Genomic DNA, 20,649 nt, shown 5'->3' with positions numbered 1-20,649 from the left:
TACGGTCAAATGCGTGGCGGCAGGGGCTCACGCGCGGCTCGCCCCTCATTGGAGGCCAGCGGCGATGTTAGTTGGACCGGCGATGATAACAGGTAAACCTCCCGCTGCCTAGTTTTTGCGACGGCCGCGCTCGCTCTTTCGCTCCGTCGGGTGCCCGAATCGGCGCTGAACCCGCCAAAAAACCGCGGCACGGAGTCGCAAAACCACCCGTTCGCCGGCTGCCCGCGCAAACGTTGCACGAGCCGCCGAGCCCCGCCACACGGGGCTCCGAGACGAAACGCACCGCATTCGTCGGTGAATTTGCCAATCGCTCCCTAAAGTTTCGCTCGCGCCTCGCCGACAACCAGGACAGGCGGGCAGCGCCATTCGCGAAAGCGCGACGCCGAACCCCGTACGGCCTAGTTCCTGGACGTTTTCCACACGAGGAAAGAAATGCTCAACATCAACACCAACATCCTGTCGCTCTCGACGCAATCGAACCTGTCGGGTTCGCAAAGCGCGCTGTCGCAGGCTATCAACCGCCTGTCCTCGGGCAAGCGGATCAACACCGCTGCCGATGACGCCGCGGGTCTTGCCATCGCCACGACGCAAACCGCAACGATCAACGCGCTGAACCAAGGCGTGATGAACGCGAACAACGGTATCTCGATGGTGCAAACCGCTTCGGGCGCCATCTCGTCGACCGTTGCCAACCTGCAGCGTATCCGCCAGCTCGCAGTCGAATCGGGCGACGGCTCGCTCGGCACGGCCGCACAAGCGAACCTGCAGACCGAAGTCTCCACGCGCTTGACTGAAATCAACCGCGTCGAAACGCAAACGACGTTCAACGGCCAAAGCGTGCTGGGCGGCCTGGGCAGCGTGAACTTCCAGGTCGGCGCGAGCGCCAACCAGACGATCACGGCGAACTTCGGCACGACGACGTGGAACACGACGGGTCTCGGCGTGTCGGCTGTCGACATCTCGACGACCTCGGGCGCGCAAAACGCGATCACGGCAATCGACGCTGCTCTGGCGCAAGTGAACAACTTCCAAGCAACGCTCGGTGCAACGCAGAACACGTTCCAGGCTGCAGTCTCGAACTCGCAAACGACGTCGACGAACATGTCGGCCGCCCGTTCGCAAATCGAAGACGCCGACTTCGCGCAAGAAACGGCCAACCTGTCGAAGGCGCAAGTGCTGCAGCAAGCCGGTATCTCGGTGCTCGCACAAGCGAACTCGCTGCCGCAGCAAGTGCTCAAGCTCCTGCAGTAAGACTCACATCCGGCATGACGGACGGCACGTCGCCTGTCATGCCGCCAGGCTGCGGTACGCGAAAGGTATATTGCGCATCGCAGCCTGGCCGGCAACATCGCAGTACAAGCGAAGCGTACGCGGGAGGCATGCCTCCCGTTGCGCATTGCTGATCGACCGGAATAACGACCGCACGAGCGGCACAGCGACGCGGACTGTCACGGCAGCGCCGCACGGAGCCTGGAATGACGACAGCATCTTCGACGACCTCTTCGACCAACAGTCTGCTACAGCAGGCCGCACAGTCCATTCTGAGCGGCGCGACGAAATCGACACTCGACGTCAACTCGCTGGTCTCCGCGCTCGTCACCGCCAAGACAGCGGGCCAAGCCGCTGCGATCAGCACTGCGCAAAGCACCGACAACACGACATTGTCGGCGCTGGGCACGATGAAGTCCTCGCTTTCCGCACTGCAATCGGCGCTCGCCGGCCTGTCCGACGGCACCGCTTTCACTGCCCTCACCGCGACGATGAGCGGCACGGGTATCACAGCGAGCACGACGACGGGCGCCGTTGCGGGCGGCTATTCGATCAACGTGCAGCAGCTTGCACAGGCCAATCAGATTTCGTCGGCGGCCTATGCGAGTAATGCGACCCTCGGCACCGGTACGGTAACGGTCGGCGTGGGCGCGAAGTCGATGTCGATCACGCTCGATTCGACGAACAATACGCTGTCCGGTCTGGCTTCGGCGATCAACAGCGCCTCCACCAATCCCGGCGTGACCGCTTCGGTCGTCACGGCGGCCGACGGCCAACACCTGATACTGACGTCGACGAGCACGGGCGCGGCCAATACGGTAACGATCAGCGGCGGCGCCGGCGTGGACGCCGGCCTTCAAACCGCAAGCTTCACGCAGGTCACGGCCGCGCAGGACGCGAAGCTGACCATCAGCGGCAACACCGTCACGAGCGCGACCAATACCGTGACCGGTGCGCTCTCAGGCGTCACGCTGCAGCTCACGTCCGCCGCGGTCGGTACCACGCAGACGCTCAGCGTGGCGACGAACAACAATACGATCCAGCAGACCATCACGAACTTCGCGGCGGCGTATAACTCGTGGGTCACGAACGAACAGTCGCTGTCTTCGTTCAACACGAGCACGTCGACGGCAGGGCCGCTGCTTGGCGACGCCATGCTCAATTCGGTCGTCAACGGCCTGGCCTCGATCGTCAGTAACGGTGTGACGTCGAACGGTACGACCTACAGCCTTGCGCAGATCGGCCTCGATCTGCAGGACAACGGGACGATCGTCGTCAACAGCGACACGTTGTCGTCGGCGCTCGCCTCCAGCCCCACTTCCGTTCAGGCGCTCTTCAACGGAACGAACGGCATCGGGCAGCAACTCAATTCGTTCATCAACGCGTACACCGAGTCGACCACCGGCCAGATCGATCAGCGCACCGCTACGATCAATTCCGATCTGACCAGCCTGACCGATCAGCAGACGGCGCTGACCGACTATCAAAACACGTTGGCCGCGCAGTACAACGCGCAGTTCACCGCGCTCAACACGCTCATGACGCAGATGGCGAACAACACGTCGTACCTGAACCAGCTGTTCGGCGGCAACGGCAGTGCCGGCACGCTGAACAAGTCGGCCTGACGCAGTCCCATCCGAGCAGGAGTGAGCAAGCATGCCGAATGAAACCTTGACGCGCGCCTATGAGTTGACGCGCACGCTCGTCGCCGCGCTCGATGCCGGCGACTATTGCGTCGCCGCGGAGCTTGCCGACGAGCGTTCGCCGCTTCTGATGTCGCTGGGACGCGAACAGTCCGATACGGGGCTCGCCATGATCCGCGAGATCATGGCGATGAACGCGGCCATCATGGACAAAGCGGCCGCAGCCCGCAACGCGATCTCGTCGCGGTACAACGATGCCCAGCGGCGCGTCGCGGCCGCGGGTCAATACCTCGCTACGGAACAGCTGCGCTGATGCTCGTCGGCCGCCTGCAGCGCAGGCAGTATCGAACCAAGAAGAACAACCGCGTGAAACTGGCGCGGTGTGTCACTCTCGAAGCCGCGGCAACGCGGCTTTTTTATTGGCACGGCCGCTTCGTCAGGACGAACTGAGGCCGAATCTCCGCTCATTTCCGCCAATCGAGCGAAACGACGTGCCGCTTAAAATATCGTCTGGGTCCCGCGAGCGTGAAGCCCGCGCGGCTCGTTAGCCGCAAACCCAGAACCGGAACCGAGGCCATGATCGAATCGCCGTCTACTGCGCGCGGCGCCCGGTCTGTCGAAATCCGACAGATCTACTATTCCGAGCAAACGCGGCTGCAGCTCGACCCGGGCTTCATTGCCCTCGACAACTGCGGGCAGCGCCCCGACTGGCGCGAGTATTGGCCCATGCGGACCTACCTGCTCGGGCATTCGCTCGACGAGGGCACGCTTTACGGCTTTTTCTCGCCGAAGTTCCGGCACAAGACGACGCTCGACTCGGCGACCGTCAACGCATTCATCGCAGCCGCGCCTGCCGACGCCGACGTCACAGGCTTTTCACCGTTCTTCGACCAAGGTGCCGCTCATCTGAACGTCTTCGAGCAGGCCGCGACGAACCACCCGGGCATCTGGCCGATCTTCGAGGCCGTGATCGAAGTCGTGGCGCCCGGAATCGATCCGCACACCATTCCGATGGACTCGCGCCACAGCATCTTCTGCAATTATTTCGTCGCGAAGCCGGCGTTCTGGCGCACGTGGCTCGGTGTCACCGAGCGCTTGTTCGCCATCGCCGAAGCGGGCACGAGCGAGCTCGCGCAACTGTTGAATGCACCGATCGCCTACGGTCCGGGCGACGCGCCGTCGAAGGTGTTCATCATCGAGCGCATCGTCGCACTCGTGCTCGCCGCCGATCCGCGCTGGCGGGTCCACCACTTCGATCCGCTGCGTCTGCCGATGTCTCCTTCGATCGTGCGAGGCTATCCCGCCGATCTGCTCGTGCTCGATGCCCTCAAGACCGCGGCCATCGAAACGCGCCGCGCACATTACCTCGACGTGTTCCATCAGATTCGTGTGACGCTCATGCAAAACGCGCGCAAAGCGGCGGGCATGCAGGCATAAGCAGAGCTCGGCCGGTTGCCCGCTCTGCCGCTCCTGAGCGGTTCACTACGGTAGCTGCGTCACCGCGCTTGCAGGTGCGCCTGCCACATCGCAGCAAACGCGCTTTCCAGCGAACGAGCAAAACGTTTTGCATCGCAAAGCGACGAGCCCAGCATGCGCTCGCGCAATCCCGCGGCAAGCGCGCTCAACGATGCGCGATCGCGCATGAACGCCACGGCCTTCTCGACGTATTGCGCGTCGTCCGCCGCGATCCAATCGCCGAGTTCGATGCTCTGCAGCACGCTTTCGCAGAGGTGACCGAGGAAGCGATCGGCGCGGCGGCATAGCACCGGGACGCCCATCCAGAGGCTTTCGGCGCTCGTCGTGCCGCCCGGATAGGGAAACGGACTCAGCGTGATGTCGACGCGGCCATAGGCCGCGAGATATTCCACGCGCGGCGAAGCGCCTTCCATGATCAGTCGCGAGCGTTCGATGCCGAGCGACGAAAAGCGCGCGGACAAGCGTTCGCGCTGCACTTCGTCGCCAAGCTGCTGCGCCTTCACGAAGAGCTTGGCCTCGGGTACCGAGCGAAGAATCCGCGCCCACACCGAGAGCACTTGATCGTTCAATTTGACTAGGTCGCCAAAATAACCGAAGGTCGGCGCGCGTTCGGTGGTCAGCGCGTTCGCTTGTCGCTCGGCATGCAAGGCCGCGTCGGCTTCGGCCGTCGTATCGGGCGGCGTAAAGCATAGATATCCGTGCGGCAACCGCCATGCGCGTTCGACGAAGTGATCGGCCTCGTCAGGTGGCAGCACCCATCGATCGCCGAGGACATAATCGATCGCATCCAGCCCGGTCGACGCGAAGTACGCGATCCAGCTCGTTTGCACCGGCGCCGGTTTCCACGCGAAAACCGGCAGCCGGTTGCAGTCGGTATGACCCGACAAATCGACGAGCACATGAATGCCGTCATCGCGAATCGTTCGCGCAGCCGATTCGTCATCGAGATCGACGATGCTGCGCCATGCCGCGAAACGCGGCTTGATCCGCGCGCTCAGTGCATCTTCATGGGGCCGCGTGACATACGCATAGAGCTGCACACGCTGCGGGTCCAGGTGCGCTACGACGTTCTCGATGAAGAATCCGACCGGATGGACGCGCAAATCGGCCGAAACGAAGCCAATACGCAACGGCGCGTCGTCCGTCGTATCGGCGCGCCAATCGGTATACGGCGACACGTGCGCGCGAATGAGCTCGCCATAGCGGCGCGCCTCGTCGAGATAGGCCGCCACGCTGACTCCTTGCGCAAAGCTCAGCGTGAAAAGCAGATTGCTCCAGGCTTCGTGCCACGTGGGCCGCAACGTCAACGCCTGCCGGAAACAGACGATGGCGTCTTCGTGCTGGCCCGTCTCCCGGCACACGATGCCGAGATTGAGCGGTACCTGCGCTTCGTGCGGCATCAACCGTGCCGCAGCGCGATAGGATTGCGCGGCTTCATCGAGCCTGCCCTGCGTCTTCAGCGCGTTGCCGAGATTGTTGTGCGCCTCGCCGAACGACGGATTCAGCGCAATCGCGTGTCGGCAATGTTCGACCGCGAGCGCCGCCTCACCGAGTTCGCGCAGCACGTTACCGAGATTGCAATGGGCCTCGGCAAACGAGGGGTTCAGCGCAACGGCGGCGCGAAAACTGGCCGCGGCGGCAGCCGGTACCCGCATCCGGTGCAATACGTTGCCCAGATTGTTGTGCGCGCGAAAGCTCGACGCATCGAGCGCGATTGCCTGCCGATGGCATTCGGCCGCCGCGGCGAGCTTGCCCCATCCGAATAGCGCACAACCGAGATTATCGAAGAACGAGGCTTGCGGGCTGATCTCGATGGCGCGTCCGATCAGATCGAAGGCATCGGCAAACCGCTGCTGCTGCATGGCGACGACGCCCGACAGATGCAGCGCATCCGCGTGACGCGGCACGAGCGCCAGCGCGCGTTCATAGGCGGCACGCGCGGCATCGAGACGGCCCGCGCGATGCAGGGCCAGCCCTTCGTCGATCAACTGGGCCACCGCCAGCGCCGGCTGCGCCACCGTTGCGGTCGTCATTGCGTCAGCTCCAGGGGGCGACTCACGCGCGCCTGCCACATCTGCTCGAAGGCCGTCGCGAGGTGGCCCGCGAAACGCTCGGCGTCCGCAAGCGGCGAACGTTCGACACGCTCGCGCAAGCTCGCGCGCAATCGATCGAGCGCCGGCAAGTCCCGGGCGAAGGCGATCGCGCGCGCCAGGTAGTCTTCATCGTCGGCCGCAATCCATTCGTCGAGTCCTACCGTGCGCACCACCATTTCACCGAGGTGCGCGAGAAAGCGGTCGCCGCGCCGGGCCAGCACCGGCACGCCCATCCAGAGTCCTTCGACGCTCGTCGTGCCGCCCGGATAAGGAAACGGATCGAGCGCGATATCGACATGACGATAGGCGTCGAAATACGCCTCGCGCGATGACGGCCCTTCGAGCACGAGCCGATCGGCCGGGACACCGTGGGCCGCAAAGCGCGAGATCGTCTCGCTGCGGATGACGGCCTCGCTCAGTTGGTGATTCTTCAGCATCAGGCGCGCGTCGGGTATCGCGCGCAGCAGTCGCGACCACAGTGCAACGACGCCGTCGTTCAGCTTCTTGTGGTTGTTGAAGCAACCGAACGTGATGTAGCCGTTGGTCAGCGCCGGCAGCGGCGCGACCGGCATACGTAGGTCAGGCAACGTGAAGCAGAGATAGCAATCGGGCAACCGCCAGATTTGCTCGACGTATTGCGAGGCCTCGTCGGGCGGAACCACATGTGGATCGGCCAGCACATAGTCGATTTCAGCGAGGCCCGTCGTCGCGAAGTAACCGAGCCAGCTCACCTGCACGGGTGCCGGCCGCCATGCGAACATCGGCAGCCGGTTACGGCCGGTATGGCCCGACAGATCGACGAGGATATCGATGCCATCCTCATGAATCGCCCGCGCGAGCGCCGCGTCGCTCGTATCGGCGACGTGGTGCCACGCGTCGAAACGCGGCTTGATGCGTGCCGTGAGTTCGTCGTTTTGCAGACCGTTCGAATAGGCGATCGGCTCGATACGCGAGCGATCGAGATGGCTCAGCACGCACTCGAAAAAGTAGCCGACCGGATGTTTTCTGAAATCGGCCGACACGAATCCGACTCTCAGCGCACGCGCGCTGCCGCGTACCGCGTCGAGCACGGGCCAATGCCGGTAGGGTTTGGCCCGCGCCGCCATCCGCTCGCCGAAGTATCGCGCATCGGCCAGGTGGGTGTCGGCCGACCATTCGGTGACGTACGATTGCCCGAACAGTACGCAGGTGTGCGATTCGCCGAAATCGGGATCGAGTGCGCGCGCCGCGCGATAGCACTCGAGCGCCGCGTCGAACTGGCTCAGATCGGCCAGGATCGCGCCGAGATTGTTGTGGAACGAGGGTGTGTCGCCGCGCAGCTCGATCGCACGCCGGGCGCAGACGACCGCGCGCGTCGGCATGCCCTGACGCCGCAACGCATTGGCAAGGTTGTGCCAGGCATCCGGGAAGTCGGGGTCGAGCGCGATGGCCTGCTCGTAGACGGGGATGGCTTCACCGACGCGGCCTGCCGCATTGAGCGCGTTGCCCAGCGTATTGCACGCGTGCGCCGATTGCGGCTCGAGCGCGACCACGCGCCGATAGTGCTCGATTGCCGTGTCCACCTCGCCGCGAAAAAGGGCCAACCCGCCGAGGCCGTCGTGCGCGGCAGCCAACTGCGGGGCCAGCGCGACCGCGCTGCGGTAGCTCGCCGCCGCGGCATCGAGATCGCCTTGCGCCTTGCGCACGTGCCCCAGATTCAGATGGGCTTCGACGAAGCCCGGGTTGGCGGCGATCGCCTTGCCGTAGCTGAGCGCCGCCGCCTCGAACTCGCCCAAATCTTTCAGTGCATTGGCGAGATTGTTATAGGCCTGCGCATGGCCCGGGTGCAGTTCGAGCGCACGGGCGCAGTGCTCCAGCGCGCCCTTCGTGTCGCCGCTTTCGCGCAACGCATTCCCGAGGTTGCTGTACGCCTCCGCATAATCCGCCTTGAGCGCGATCGCGCTGCGGTAAGCGTGAACGGCCTCGTCGCGAGCACCCGATTCCCGCAGCATGTTGCCGAGGTTGTTGTAGTAGATCGCATTCGGATGAAGGGCGATCGATTCGCGAATCAATGCGAGCCCGGGCGCATGCTGCTTGATCTGACACGCAAGCAGGCCCATGAAATGCAATGCATCGGCATGCCGCGGATCAACCTCGAGAATGCGCGAATAGAGCGTCTTGGCTTCGCCGAGCCTGCCCGCCTGATGATGGGCGAGCGCCTCGTTCAACCAGGCGCCGAGCCTCGGCGGCTCACCCGCGCGGTGCGGCAACGTTCCCTGGCGTGTCTTCATCGCATTGACCCGGAATGCTTCTCGATGCCGGCAACGCGCTCGCGCCACATGCCCTCGAACGCCGCTTCGAGATGACGGGCGAAACGCGAAGCGTCGACGAGCGGCGACGCAATGAGGGCATCGCGCAAACCGTCGCGCAGCATCGCAAGGCGCAGCGGCTCGTTCGCGAACGCCACGGCTTTTTCGACGTAGTCATCGTCGTCATCGGCAATCCAGTCTTCGAGGCCGGCCGAGTGCAGCATGCTCGCGCAAATGCTCGAGAGGAACCGATCGCCTCGGCGACACAACACCGGCACGCCCATCCATAAGCCCTCGACGCTCGTCGTTCCGCCGGGATACGGGAACGGACTCAACGCGATGTCGACGTTGCGGTACGCGGCGAAGTACTCGGTGCGCGGTGAACGGCCCTCGAGGATGAGGCGGCGTGCATCGATGCCGCGCGCAGCGAAGCGTGCAAACGTCGCCTCGCGCATTTCGCGCACGTCGAGCTGCTTGGCTTTCAGGAAAAGCCGCGAGCCCGGGACTGCGTGAAGGATGCGCGCCCATACGTCGACCACACCATCGTTCATCTTCATCAGATGGTTGAAGCAGCCGAAGGTGACGTGCCGGCGCGTGAGCATCGGCAATGCGCCGACTCCCACGTCTTCGGACGGCGGCGTGAAGCACAAATAACTGTCGGGCAGCCGCCAGAGGCGTTCGACATACTGATCCTCGGCGCCGGCCGGAAGCACGTGCGGGTCGCCGAGCAGATAATCGACGGCCGCCACGCCCGTACTCGCGAAATAGCCGAGCCAGCTGACCTGGCAGGGCGCCGGCCGCCAGGCGAACAGCGCGAGGCGGTTGAAATTCATATGCCCCGACATATCGACGAGGATGTCGATGCGGTCGTTTCGAATACGCTCGGCGGCGGCTTCGTCGGTCATTCCCGCAATCGGCGTCCACTGCGCGAAACGAGGTTTGATGCGCGCGCTGAGCGCGTCTTCGAAGCGGCGCGTCGGGTAGGCGACGAGTTCGATGCGCCGCGGATCGAGATGCGCGAGCAGGCTCTCGAGAAAGTGCCCCGTCGGATGCACCTTGAGATCGCCCGAGACAAAGCCGACGCGCAATGGTCCACTGCGCCCGGGACTGAGCGAGACAGGCCAGTCGTGCCACGGTTGGGCCCGCTCGGCCGCCACGCGCCCGAATTCGCGCGCCTCGCGCATGTACTCGGCCGCATCGAAACGCTCGCGATAACTGAGGATGAACAACAGATTGCTGCGTGCCTCGAGCAACTCGGGCCGCAGGCGAATCGCGTTTCGGTAGTGTTCGATCGCCACTTCGAGCTCGCCCATATCGACGAGCACGTTCGCGAGGTTGTTATGGGCTTCGGCGTAATCGGGCTTCAGCGCAATGAGCGTCTCGAAGCACTGCGCGGATTCGGCCAGCTTGCCCTGGTCGCGCAGCAGATTGCCGAGATTGTTGTGCGCCGGCACATAGTCCGGGCGCAGCGCGATGGCATGGCGAAAGCTTTCGATGGCGGCTGCGTGCATGCCGCGCGCCGTCAACGCATTGCCGAGGTTGCCGTAGTAGATCTCGCTCTCGCGATGGCTGAGCGCAGCCATGATGAGTTCGGTCGATGCGGTGTAATCGCCCTGATGATAGGCAACGAGACCCAGCAGATGCAGTGCGTCGGCATGCCGGGGCTCGATCGCGAGTATCTGGCGGTACACGGCTGCCGCCTCGGCTAGCCGCCCGGCTTGCTGCAGTGCAAGTCCTGTTTCGATCGGCGGCGCGGACAAAGCTTCGGTCGCCATCGTCTCACTCGCCGTATTTGCGCAAATAGCGCTCGTAAGCTGCGCGCCAGGCGGGCTTGCCATAGGCGCCGCCGCTTTCATGCACCACGCTGATCGGCCACGTGCCCATCGTCATGCCCTGGAGCTCGGCTTGACGGCAAAAATCGAGGTCGTAGAAATGGAAATCGAACTGCTCGTCGAAACGCAGCCCGCTCGCGACGAGCCGCTCGCTGTCCGCGGCGAGCAGGAGCCCGTCGAGCAGCTTGCACGCCTGGCCCGAGGGGCCGAACTGCGAAACGATATCGCAGGGGAAACCTTTGCCGTGCCCCACCGTGCCGCTCAGATACTCCGGCTCGTCCCACTTGAGATCGGGCGAGAATGCCCACGACGGCTGTCGCGGCATGCGCCGCGTGTTGCCCGCCAGACCGACGATATCGAAGCGTTCGAGTGCTTCCCGTATGCGTTCGGCCCAAAAGAAGTCGCACAGCGAAACGTCATCGTGAATGAACACGAGCACGGCCGGATGCTCTTTCGCGTGCTCGATCGCGCGGTTGTAGATCGTCGAAAGACCCGTCGTGTTGTTGTCGAACAGCAGCAACTGCTGCACGGGAGGATGATCGTAGAGTTTGAGCGACCGGGCGAGCGCCGTGTTTTCGACGAACTGCGCTTCGGAGTATCGGGTGCCACATACGAGGCGGATCGGCTTCATCGGAATCGGGAGAGTGTCGGTTAAGGCCATTGGGCGCGCTTACGCCGCTTCGAGCGTCAGATTGCTGCGTAGCGCAGCGGCGACGCGCTCGGGCGCGTTCCAGAGCAGGACGTCGACGATCGACAGATGGGGTTCATAGCGAAACGGCGCGGGATCGTAGGCGAATTCGGCTACATCGGCGAATTCGAGCGCGACGCCGATGCGCGCAAACGCGTCGGGATCGAATAGCGTGCGGCCGCCGGCCGGATTGACATAGCCGGTCGCACCGAGCGCGTTGCAAACGAACGGCGCCCAATCGCCCGCCTCCATCTGCTCGGGGAACTCGAGGCCGAGCTGCGAGCAGATTCGATACGAAAACGGCACGCCGAGATAGTCGCAAACGGTACGCAAGCTACTCACGTTGAGCGCACAAAGCGAATCGTCGGCCGCGCCCGCAAACGCCGCGCGCACGAGTTCGCTCACGCGCGCATGGAACGGCGCGTGCCGGCGAAACGCGGTGAGTTTGCCGAGGATGCTCGCCTGCGCGCCGGTCGGATCGAGCACGCGCGCCTCATGCGTGCGAATCGAGATCGAGCTGTTCGTGAGCGGCACGTTCAGGTATTGCCACCCCTGCTTCGGGTGCAAGATGCGATTGCGGTTCATCCACGTCTTCGGCGTGTACTGCGTCACGTCGAAGACAATCCATTCGTCGACGGCCGCGATCAACGCGAAATGACCGAAGTATGGAAAGAAGTACGGTTGCATGATGCCGAGCTTCACGCGAGCGCTCCTTCATGCGTCGCACCGGCAGCGAGCGCCGCGCCGATTGCCTCGCATACGCGGCCCACGGCAGCGACATCGACATGCGCGCCGATCGGCAGCCGTAACCACGACGAGGCGATGCCGCGCGCCTCGATATTGTGGCTTGCGAGTGCCGCGATCAACGCGTCGCACGGGAGGCCCGCTGCGTCCTCGTCGAACGCGCAGACCACCGTTTGATGATTCGATGCGTCGATGCCGGACGGTACGACGAGGCGCAGGCCGGCCAAGCCGCTGAGCCCGGCGCGGTAGGCCTCGAAACAGGCGCGGTTGCGCTCGCGATTGGCGTCGAAATCGTCGAGCGACATCAGGCCGAGCGCGGCCTGCGCTTCGGACATGCGCCCGTTCGATGTCTTGACGACGGACACGGGGCGGCCCGCGCCGTAGCTGCTGCGAATGTTGCGCAGGCGTGCGGCGAGTTCGTCGTCATCCGTGGCCACGCAGGCGCCGCCGCCGGCATTCACGATATCGGCGGCATCGAACGAAAACACCTCGAGGGCACCGCCGTGACCGACCCGGCGGCCCGCCACAGTGATGCCGAACCCTTCCGACGAATCGAACATCAGCGGGACATCGTGCGCACGCGCAAGCGATGCGAGCGCGACCGCATCGCACGCGCCGCCCCACAAGTTCGCGCCCACGATCGCGCCGACGCCTCCGACACGGCCAACCCGCTTGGCACAGGCGCTCATATCGAGCTGGCCGCTCGCGGCGTCGGGCTCGACACTGAGCGTCGATACGCCGCACCAGTTCAGCGCATGCGTCAACGCGCTCGTGCAAATGCGCGGCACCAGTACAGGCGAAGCCATGCCGAGCGCCTCGCTGGCCATCATGAGCCCGATCGTGACATTGGTCACGCAGACGACATGACGCGCGTCGAGCCGCGCCTGCAAGCGCTCTTCGAGAGCGCGTGCGAGCGGTCCCTGGTTCGTGTAATAGCGCCGCTCGAAGATGTCGCGCATGGCCGCTTCGAAGCGGTCCCAAGAGGGCATGTTGTGCTGGCCGAGCCGCAGCGGTGCCGCGAACGCGGGCGTCACGGTGCCTTTGTTGTCCAACGAGCTGCTCATCGCATCGCCCTTCGCGCGGCATCCGCGTCGAGAATGGAATGCGCGTGCGCCCGCGTGAAAGCGAGCAAATCGACTACGGCATCGATGTCGTCGAGCGTGACGAACTCGCCGCACGGCAGGAGCATGAACCGCTTTGCGAGCCGATCCGTCACCGGCAGCACGGCCGACACATGCGGATAGGACATCGGCTTGCTGTGCAGCGGCGGCGCATAGTAAGCGCGCGCAAGCACGTTCTCCGCATTGAGGATCTCGATCGTCAGCGCGCGCGGGAGCGGCCAGTCATCGAGCAGCTCGACGACGATGTTCTTGTAGCTCGTCGGCTGCGATTCGTCGAAGGCGACGAGTCGGATGCCGGCCAGATCCGACAGCGCGCGCCGATACCGCGCGTAGCGGCTGCGATTGCGCTCGACCTGCGCGTCGAGCTCGTCGAGGTTCGCCAGCGCCATGGCGGCATGGACGTCGCTCAAGCGCGCATCGAGCGCGCCAGGCGCGTTGCTGCCGCCGTCGCGCAGCGCCACGAGCCGATCGGCGAGCGCCTCGTTATCGGTCGTGACGTATCCGCCTTCGAAGCCGTTGACGAGCTTGCTCGCGTGAAGCGAAAAACATTCCGCGTCGCCGAATGCGCCGACCTTGCGCGAGACGCCTCGCCCGTCGGGGCAGCGCTCGTAGACCGACTCCACGCCGTCGAACAGCAACGGCAGGCCGCTGTCCGCCGCGAGCTCGACGAGTCCGCTCGCATCGCAGCAGTTGACGATCGGATGAACGGCTAGCAGCAGTGCCGTATCTGGACCGACGCATGCGGCCGCCGTCTCGGCACTGATCGCGAGCGTGGCCGGATCGACCTCGCAAAAGCGCGGCACGAGCCGCGTCCAGGCCACGACATCGGCCATGCGCCGATAGGTCAGCGAAGGCATCACGACTTCGCGCCGCCCGGGGCGCGCGAGTTCGACGATCGACGTAGCCAATGCCCAAAAACCGCTGCAGAACGTGACGCAGCGCGCGACTTCATGAAACTGGGCGAGGCGCGTTTCGAGACGGGCGGCGACGACGCTCGTACCGCCGGACGCATTGCCGGGCGGGTCGAACATCGGCCGCGCATAGTCGAGAAAACGCTCGATCGACGGCTGAACGAGATTCGACGTAGACTTCGGCACGGTGAAGCGTTTGCGCCCACCGAAGAGCGCGAGATCGACGAGCCCGGATTGCTCGTGGCGTGCGTTCATCTCGCCTTCCCTGCCACACCGTTTGCCGTCGCACCACGGCGACGCAGCATCACGTCGTAGCGATAGTGAACCGAGAAGAATCCGCCCGGCATCGTCGAGAAGCTGGCTTCCCAACCCGCGGCGGCCGCCATGTCGGCGAACGCTTCGCGGGTGCGCCAGAGTCCGATTTGCGCCTGATGATCGTCGAGTTCGCCCGGCAGCGGCTCGCGCGGTGCATAAAAGGCGGCGGCGCGGGCGCGATCGGGCAGATTGCCGATGAAGACCGATTCGACGTTGACGAAGCGCGTGTTCAGCAGCGCGAGCGTCGCACGCGCATCCTCGTCGGAAAAGTAGGCGAAGCTGCCGTAGCAGAGCACCTTCGTGAAGCGTTCCGGCGCCGGTTCGGCGCGCAGATATTGCGCGGCGCCATCGGCGAAAAAGCTCACGCGCGGCGCTTGCGCGAAGTGCTGATTGGCAATTTCGATCAGATACGGCGAAAGATCGACGCCTACGAGCGCGGCGCAACCATCGACGAGCCGATGCGACAGCGCACCGTTGCCGCACGCGAGATCGAGCACGACGTCGGCCGGCGTCAGCGACAGTTGCTGCTTGATCTCCTCGACGATCAGATCGATCTGCTCGTCCGGTACGGGCTTGCCGTGCACCGTTCGTTTGACCTGCGCCCAGAAAGCATCGGGCGGGCAGGTGCGCGCATGCGCATCGTAATCGACGGTGGGATAGTCTCGCTCGGTGGCGTTGGCGTTTGACATGATCGATGTGGCGTATAAAGGGTTCGCTCGCCGTTTCAATTCGAACGGCCGCGCGCCGCGCAGGAAAGGACGACGTCGACGATGCGCTGCTGATCGTCGCGATCGAGATCCGGGTAAAGCGGCAGGCACAGTACTTCGCGCGACACTTCGTTCGCGACCGGCAAGTTGCGCGAATCGGACGACGGCAATCCGCGATAGGTCGGGAACTCGCTGATGAGCGGAAAGAAGTAGCGACGCGCCGCGATCTGATGCTCGCGCAGCGTCTGATACAGGCCGTCTCGGCTCAGCCCGAATTCGCGCGTGATCCGTACCGGGAAGTAGGCGTAGTTGCGCGTGCAATGGGCGGCCGTCTCGTGCAGCACGATGCCCGGCACGCCCGCGAACGCTTCGCGATAGCGCCGGTCGATTTGCGCGCGCGCTGCGATCACGTGATCCATATGTTCGAGCTGCAGCAGGCCGAACGCCGCCTGGACTTCGTTCATCTTCCCGTTGATGCCGGGCGCGACGACGGTCGTCTCGTCGATGAATCCGAAGTTCTTGAGGTTGTCGATGCGGCGTTTCATCTTGGCGTCGCGGCAGACGATCGCGCCGCCTTCGAACGTGTTGAACACCTTCGTGCCATGAAAGCTCAAGACGGAAAGATCGCCATACTCGAGCACCGAGCGTTCGCGCACGCGTACACCGAACGCATGGGCTGCGTCATAGATCACGCGCAGTCCGTACGTGTCGGCGAGCGCGTCGATGCGCTCCACGTCGCAGGGATGACCGTAGACATGCACAGGCATGATCGCGGTGGTAAGCGGCGTAATGGCCGCTTCGATTCTGGCCGGATCGAGATTCATGCTGACCGGATCGATATCGGCGAACACGGGCCGAATGCCGTTCCAATGCAGCGCGTGCGTGGTCGCGACGAAACTGAACGGCGTCGTGATGACTTCGCCCGCGATCTTCAGCGCCTGCAGCGCCGTGATCAGCGCGAGCGTGCCGTTGGCGAAAAGCGATAAGTGCTCGACGCCGAGGTAGTCGCACAGGGCCGCTTCGAGCCGCTGGTGAAACACGCCATTGTTGGTGACCCACTTGCGCTGCCAGATTTCCTCGAGATAGGGCGTGAACTCGGCGAGCGGCGGCAGATAGGGCTGCGTCACCGGCACGAAGCCCTGTTTCGGATCCGCGAGCGTCGATACACGCGTGTTGATCGGGTGCAGCGCGCCCGCCGATTCTTGCATCGCAAACCGATCGTCGAGGGGAACGGCGCTCGGCAATTCGTTAGGCTTCATCGGGAAAGCAGTCCTTATCAATCGTCAGGCGAACCGGATGCGCGTGCATCAACGCGCGAATTCCGGCGTGCGCCCCTTCGAGAACAGGAAAAACGGTTCGCGTCCGTTGCAGCCGAACGTCTGCGGATCGACCTCGGCGAGCACCGTCGTATGCGAGTAGAGCTCGCCCGAGAGACCGGCCGCGCGGAACCGGTCGACGATATCGGCCCCGAACAGCCGCACGTGATCGCTCTGTCCGAAGTAGTGCGTCGCGAATGGGCCGCTCACCGGCTTGTTGAGCTCGAACGTATTGCGCAGCACCGGGGAATACGGCGTCTGAGCGATCAGATGGCCGTTCGACGCGAGGCAGCGGGTCAGCTCGGCCATTGCGCGGTCCGGATTGGCGACGTGCTCGAGCACGTGATTACAGATGACCACATCGAAATAGCCATCCGGGAAGTCGAGCTGTTCCACGTTGAGGTGACGGTGATCCTGCCCACGCGGGTGCAGATCGCCGACGACATATTCGAGCGGCGCGAGTGCGCGAATCCGCGGCTCGATACGCGCCTCCGGCGCGATGTGAAGGATCCGCTTTTGCGGAGCGTCTTCGAGCAAGCGCGAAAAAGCGAGGTAAAGCCACAGATGCCGGTCGCGATCGTTGCAGCCGCAGTTGGGGCACTGATAGTGTTCGAGCGTCGAACCCACCGATTCCACCTGCTGCATGAAGCTGCGATCGAGTTTGCCCGCTTCGGGATGAGGCAACCAGCCGGACACAGCCTGCTCGCAGACCACGCAAAACGGTTGCTGCGGGGCCGCCTCGGCGGTTGCGGACGGTGCGGCCGCTACCGCCCCCGCGGCCTGCGCGCGCTTGTTGCGAGCGCCCACACGCTCGGCCACCGCCGCGCGCGCATGCGCGAGATCGGCCACAAAGCGCTCCGACGTATAAAGCTGATGCGGCGCAAGCTCGGTGAGTTCGCCGAGATTGGCCAACAGACGCGCGATTTCGGGCAAAGCCGGCGCCCAGCGCCCATAGAGCCCGCGAAGCGCGCGTTGCGCCCCTTCGAGCGTGGCCCCTCGCAAGTTCCCGGCAGCCGCTTCCCCACGCACCATCAGTTCCCACTCGTAGAGGCCCGCGCTGTAGTTCGCGCCCGCGGCCGCCGACGCTTGCGACGAATGCTGACGGAATGCGCTCAGATAGCCGCCTACGGCGAGCAACGGGGCCTCCGCGGCGCAGTTCAGATAGAGCGCCACGTCACCGAGGAAATCGAGCACCCAGGTCCGGTAATCGAAAGCGCGCGAAATATCGACGCGGTCTCGCACGAGCATGACGTTGCTCGGCTCGCCGATGAAGTTGTTGATCCTGCCGACCATGTTCTCGACGAGCGACGCCCGGTCGATGAGCGCGGCCTGCCCGGACGGCAGTAGCGACGGCGGCGTCGCGATGATCGCATCGTTCTCGTCGATGATGACGCGTGCATGAAAAGCAAGCGCGACGCCGGGATTGACGCGCAGCGCGTTCACGAGCGTCTCGACCGACTCGGGCATGAGCATGTCGTCGTCGAAGAGCCACTTGACGTACTGGCCGCTCGCCTTGTCCCACAATGCGCGCGAATTGCGCGTGCCTTTTTGGAAACCGTGATGGAAATACCGCACGCGTGGATCGTCGAACCGCTCGACGATTTCCCGCAGCACGCCCTGGGGCGTGTCGTCGCCGACGAGGATTTCGGTGTCCTCGAACGTCTGGTTGAGCGCGCTCAGGATCGCGCGTCCCAGAAACTCGGCCTTGTAGGCGGGAATGAGAATGCTGACTGTTGGCATTGAAGCGGTCCTTCGGTGATTGAGCCGGCGCGGCGACCGGGGCGCGGCGTCAGCGGTAACGAAGCTGCGGCGCCAAGCGGTTTTTGCGATGCTGGAAGATTAGCGGCGGCGATCGTGCTTCAATCGGCCAAACAGACGCCGATTTGGCCGCTATATTGGCGCTTGAGCCCGTGGGAGCGGGGCTCGGAGGCTTGTACGGATGGACGATGATGCGCCAAGACGGCGGTGTCGGGCGCCTGAGCCGCCGCCCGGGACGGATGCTTTGCGGCGCTCGGGCCCGCGTCGGAGCCCCGAAGAGCGTTCCCGAGCCCGCGCCGTCTTGGCGAACCAGCGAGCGGTTTGGAGCGCTCAGGAACGCGCTGCGCTCTGGGGTGGCCGCGCCGCCAGGGGCCGGATGGCTTGTCGAACCGTATCGCCGGCCGGCTGCGATTCGTCGATCGAGGTACGGCCGCCGTCGCGGAAAAACGCCTGTTCGGCCGCCTTGTTCATGACGAGAACGCTGATGCGGCGGTTCGTCGGCTCCGCCGCGCCGTTGCCCGCGAGCGGCAGCACATCGGCAAGACCGCGCACCTGCAGCACCTTCTCGTCGTGCAGGCCGCCCGCAACGAGCGCCCGGCGCGCCGCATTGGCCCGTTCGGCGGAAAGCTCCCAGTTCGTGTACCCGACGGGGCCGCCCGCGTAGCGGACGTCGTCCGTGTGACCGGCGATCGAGATATGGTTGTCCACATCGTTGAGCGTTGCGCCGATCTGCTGAAGGATATTGACCGCGTAGGTTTCGAGCCTGACGCTGCCCAGCGCGAACATCGGCCGCTTTTGCGAATCGACGATCTCGATGCGCAGGCCTTCCGCCGTGATCGAGATGCGGATCTGATCGCGATAGGCGTTGAGCGCCGGCGTATGTTCGATCAGCGCCGTGAGTTTGGCCTTGAGCTGCTGCAAACGCTGCATGTCGGCCTGCTCGGGCGAGGGCGCCATTCTGGCACTCGCCGGCTCGGTCTGGGTCTGCGCGCCCACGCCGGGCCGCGTATCGATGATGTTCTGCCCGCCGCCTTGCACGATGCTGGGCCGCACGGCGTCGGCGCTTTCCTTGCCTTCGAGCATCGCCGAGAGCGGCGTGTTGAAATAGTCCGCGATGCCTTGCTTGTCGTACTTCGACGTCGAACCGAGCAACCACATGAGCAGGAAGAACGCCATCATCGCCGTCACGAAGTCGGCATAAGCGATCTTCCAGGCACCGCCATGGTGGCCACCGTGTTCCTCGCTCTTCTTGCGTCGTACGACAACGCTCATCGGCCGCTTTTCGGCGGCGTCGCGTGAAAGCCTGTCACCCATGCCGCGCCCCTTACGCCTGCGCCTTCGCGGTGCCCTTCGTGGCGCGCACGGCGTCGTCGAGTTCCTGGAACGTCGGACGGTCGGACGTGAAGAGCACCTTGCGACCGAACTCCGCCGCGATCGAGGGTGCGTAGCCGCTCAGCGAGGCGAGCAGCACCGCCTTCACGCAGTGATAGGGCTTCGCCGCAGCGCGCCCCTTGGCGTTGAGCAGATCGGCGAGCGGGCCGACGAATCCGTAGGAAAGCAGGATGCCGAGGAACGTGCCCACGAGCGCGCCCGCGATCATCTTGCCGAGCACGGCCGGCGCTTCGCCGACCGAGCCCATCGTATGCACCACACCCATGACGGCCGCGACGATGCCGAACGCCGGTAGACCGTCCGCCATTTTTTGAATCGCGTTGGCGACGATCGATTCTTCCGCGTGATGCGTGACGAGCTCTTCGTCCATCAGGTCCTGCATTTCGAGCACATTGATGTTGCCCGTCGACATCATGCGCAGGTAGTCGAGGATGAAATCGAGCAGATGGTGATCGGCGACGATGTGCGGATATTTCTGGAAGAGCGGGCTTTGTTCGGGCGCATCGACATCCGACTCGAGCGCCATCATTCCTTCCTTGCGGGCCTTTTGCAGCAGTTCGTAGAGCAGTGCGATGAGCTCGAGGTACTTCGCCTTGTCATAGCCGCGGCCATGAAAGACGGTAGGCAGGCTTCTGATCGTCTTCTTGAGCGTCGTGATGGGATTGCTGACAACGAACGCACCGAACGCGGCACCGAAGATACAAAGAAGTTCGAACGGCTGCAGGAGCGCCGGCAAATGCCCGCCTACACCGACGAAACTCCCGATCACCGAACCGAGTACGACGATCCATCCAATTGCGACAAACATGTTCTCTCCCTGTAGCCGCGAGTGCATTCACTCGCGTGCCTTGCCGCGCGATGAGGTCAATGAGGGCGCCTTTCATCCGCTTAGCGCAATGCGAATGCACGTGCCCGCGCCTGACGCCGAGCCGAGCGAGCGGCATGGGGCCAATGACCGATTCGATAGCCGCGGCGGCACGGCTTCGTTTCCTTCTGACTTGCTAACGGCTCGACAGACGCCAGTCTGAAGAGCGGGCTCATACGAAATTGCTCGACCGGTTGAGCCCCAATTACGCGGCTCGGTATGAATGACCGG

General features: G+C 64.3%; 16 protein-coding genes. 4 read left to right on the top strand and 12 right to left on the bottom strand.

The genetic code is table 11. From position 1 onward, the window contains the following. Positions 1-432 precede the first annotated feature (432 nt). The 4 genes from GWC77_RS05745 (at position 433) to GWC77_RS05730 (ending at position 4,349) form a co-directional block, all read left to right on the top strand. A complete protein-coding gene (locus GWC77_RS05745; RefSeq protein ID WP_173255912.1) occupies positions 433-1,251 on the top strand; it encodes a flagellin domain-containing protein in 819 nt (272 codons plus the stop codon). A gap of 224 nt (positions 1,252-1,475) precedes the next feature. Continuing rightward, on the top strand, positions 1,476-2,894 hold the full coding sequence (fliD, locus tag GWC77_RS05740) for a flagellar filament capping protein FliD (RefSeq protein WP_173255911.1): 1,419 nt from the start codon (positions 1,476-1,478) through the stop codon (positions 2,892-2,894). A 31-nt stretch (positions 2,895-2,925) separates the two neighbouring features. After that, the gene (locus GWC77_RS05735) at positions 2,926-3,225 is read left to right on the top strand and encodes a flagellar protein FliT (protein WP_173255910.1); all 300 of its coding nucleotides are present in this window, start codon (positions 2,926-2,928) and stop codon (positions 3,223-3,225) included. Positions 3,226-3,488: 263 nt separating this feature from the next. Further along, the gene (locus GWC77_RS05730) at positions 3,489-4,349 is read left to right on the top strand and encodes a hypothetical protein (RefSeq protein WP_173255909.1); all 861 of its coding nucleotides are present in this window, start codon (positions 3,489-3,491) and stop codon (positions 4,347-4,349) included. Between the two features lie 59 nt (positions 4,350-4,408). Here the strand turns inward: GWC77_RS05730 and GWC77_RS05725 are convergent, their stop codons facing one another. The 12 genes from GWC77_RS05725 to motA form a co-directional block, all read right to left on the bottom strand. Next, complete coding sequence (locus GWC77_RS05725) at positions 4,409-6,421, bottom strand: glycosyltransferase family 41 protein (protein ID WP_173255908.1); 2,013 nt, start codon at positions 6,419-6,421, stop codon at positions 4,409-4,411. Next, positions 6,418-8,751 carry a glycosyltransferase family 41 protein gene (locus GWC77_RS05720; protein ID WP_173255907.1) on the bottom strand — a complete coding sequence of 778 codons (2,334 nt, stop codon included), beginning with the start codon at positions 8,749-8,751 and terminating at the stop codon, positions 6,418-6,420. The genes GWC77_RS05725 and GWC77_RS05720 overlap by 4 nt, the downstream gene beginning before the upstream one ends. Next, positions 8,748-10,544, bottom strand: coding sequence for a tetratricopeptide repeat protein (locus tag GWC77_RS05715; RefSeq protein WP_173255906.1), 1,797 nt, complete (start codon positions 10,542-10,544; stop codon positions 8,748-8,750). The genes GWC77_RS05720 and GWC77_RS05715 overlap by 4 nt, the downstream gene beginning before the upstream one ends. Before the next feature lie 4 nt (positions 10,545-10,548). Continuing rightward, positions 10,549-11,232 (bottom strand): glycosyltransferase, encoded by a 684-nt coding sequence (locus GWC77_RS05710; protein WP_173255905.1) that lies wholly within the window; start codon positions 11,230-11,232, stop codon positions 10,549-10,551. 39 nt (positions 11,233-11,271) lie between these two features. Next, positions 11,272-11,991 (bottom strand): WbqC family protein, encoded by a 720-nt coding sequence (locus GWC77_RS05705; protein ID WP_217283179.1) that lies wholly within the window; start codon positions 11,989-11,991, stop codon positions 11,272-11,274. Then, positions 11,988-13,097, bottom strand: a complete 1,110-nt coding sequence (locus GWC77_RS05700) for a DegT/DnrJ/EryC1/StrS family aminotransferase (protein ID WP_173255904.1) — start codon at positions 13,095-13,097, stop codon at positions 11,988-11,990. Before GWC77_RS05700 ends, GWC77_RS05705 begins: the two co-directional genes overlap by 4 nt. Further along, on the bottom strand, positions 13,094-14,320 hold the full coding sequence (locus tag GWC77_RS05695; protein ID WP_173255903.1) for a DegT/DnrJ/EryC1/StrS aminotransferase family protein: 1,227 nt from the start codon (positions 14,318-14,320) through the stop codon (positions 13,094-13,096). The genes GWC77_RS05700 and GWC77_RS05695 overlap by 4 nt, the downstream gene beginning before the upstream one ends. Next, positions 14,317-15,069: a class I SAM-dependent methyltransferase gene (locus GWC77_RS05690; RefSeq protein WP_173255902.1), complete on the bottom strand. Its 753-nt coding sequence runs from the start codon at positions 15,067-15,069 to the stop codon at positions 14,317-14,319. Before GWC77_RS05690 ends, GWC77_RS05695 begins: the two co-directional genes overlap by 4 nt. Positions 15,070-15,104: 35 nt before the next feature. Further along, complete coding sequence (locus GWC77_RS05685) at positions 15,105-16,346, bottom strand: DegT/DnrJ/EryC1/StrS aminotransferase family protein (protein WP_254366827.1); 1,242 nt, start codon at positions 16,344-16,346, stop codon at positions 15,105-15,107. A gap of 48 nt (positions 16,347-16,394) precedes the next feature. After that, positions 16,395-18,143 (bottom strand): glycosyltransferase, encoded by a 1,749-nt coding sequence (locus GWC77_RS05680; protein ID WP_173255901.1) that lies wholly within the window; start codon positions 18,141-18,143, stop codon positions 16,395-16,397. A 348-nt stretch (positions 18,144-18,491) separates the two neighbouring features. Beyond that, positions 18,492-19,475, bottom strand: coding sequence for a flagellar motor protein MotB (gene motB / locus GWC77_RS05675; protein WP_173255900.1), 984 nt, complete (start codon positions 19,473-19,475; stop codon positions 18,492-18,494). A gap of 10 nt (positions 19,476-19,485) precedes the next feature. After that, complete coding sequence (gene motA, locus GWC77_RS05670; RefSeq protein WP_173255899.1) at positions 19,486-20,361, bottom strand: flagellar motor stator protein MotA; 876 nt, start codon at positions 20,359-20,361, stop codon at positions 19,486-19,488. Between the last annotated feature and the right edge of the window lie 288 nt (positions 20,362-20,649).

It is taken from the genome of Paraburkholderia sp. NMBU_R16 (assembly GCF_013282575.1).
Lineage (GTDB): Bacteria > Pseudomonadota > Gammaproteobacteria > Burkholderiales > Burkholderiaceae > Trinickia.
Note: the sequence above shows the minus strand (reverse complement) of the source record. Positions and strands in the feature narration are given on the sequence as shown.

Coding starts and splice junctions, on each gene's coding strand:
- GWC77_RS05720 (WP_173255907.1), bottom strand. CDS start 8,751: ATGAAGACACGCCAGGGAACGTTGCCGCACCGCGCGGGTGAGCCGCCG.
- GWC77_RS05745 (WP_173255912.1), top strand. CDS start 433: ATGCTCAACATCAACACCAACATCCTGTCGCTCTCGACGCAATCGAAC.
- GWC77_RS05695 (WP_173255903.1), bottom strand. CDS start 14,320: ATGAACGCACGCCACGAGCAATCCGGGCTCGTCGATCTCGCGCTCTTC.
- GWC77_RS05725 (WP_173255908.1), bottom strand. CDS start 6,421: ATGACGACCGCAACGGTGGCGCAGCCGGCGCTGGCGGTGGCCCAGTTG.
- GWC77_RS05680 (WP_173255901.1), bottom strand. CDS start 18,143: ATGCCAACAGTCAGCATTCTCATTCCCGCCTACAAGGCCGAGTTTCTG.
- motB (WP_173255900.1), bottom strand. CDS start 19,475: ATGGGTGACAGGCTTTCACGCGACGCCGCCGAAAAGCGGCCGATGAGC.
- GWC77_RS05715 (WP_173255906.1), bottom strand. CDS start 10,544: ATGGCGACCGAAGCTTTGTCCGCGCCGCCGATCGAAACAGGACTTGCA.
- GWC77_RS05710 (WP_173255905.1), bottom strand. CDS start 11,232: ATGAAGCCGATCCGCCTCGTATGTGGCACCCGATACTCCGAAGCGCAG.
- motA (WP_173255899.1), bottom strand. CDS start 20,361: ATGTTTGTCGCAATTGGATGGATCGTCGTACTCGGTTCGGTGATCGGG.
- GWC77_RS05735 (WP_173255910.1), top strand. CDS start 2,926: ATGCCGAATGAAACCTTGACGCGCGCCTATGAGTTGACGCGCACGCTC.
- GWC77_RS05685 (WP_254366827.1), bottom strand. CDS start 16,346: ATGAAGCCTAACGAATTGCCGAGCGCCGTTCCCCTCGACGATCGGTTT.
- GWC77_RS05690 (WP_173255902.1), bottom strand. CDS start 15,069: ATGTCAAACGCCAACGCCACCGAGCGAGACTATCCCACCGTCGATTAC.
- GWC77_RS05700 (WP_173255904.1), bottom strand. CDS start 13,097: ATGAGCAGCTCGTTGGACAACAAAGGCACCGTGACGCCCGCGTTCGCG.
- GWC77_RS05730 (WP_173255909.1), top strand. CDS start 3,489: ATGATCGAATCGCCGTCTACTGCGCGCGGCGCCCGGTCTGTCGAAATC.
- fliD (WP_173255911.1), top strand. CDS start 1,476: ATGACGACAGCATCTTCGACGACCTCTTCGACCAACAGTCTGCTACAG.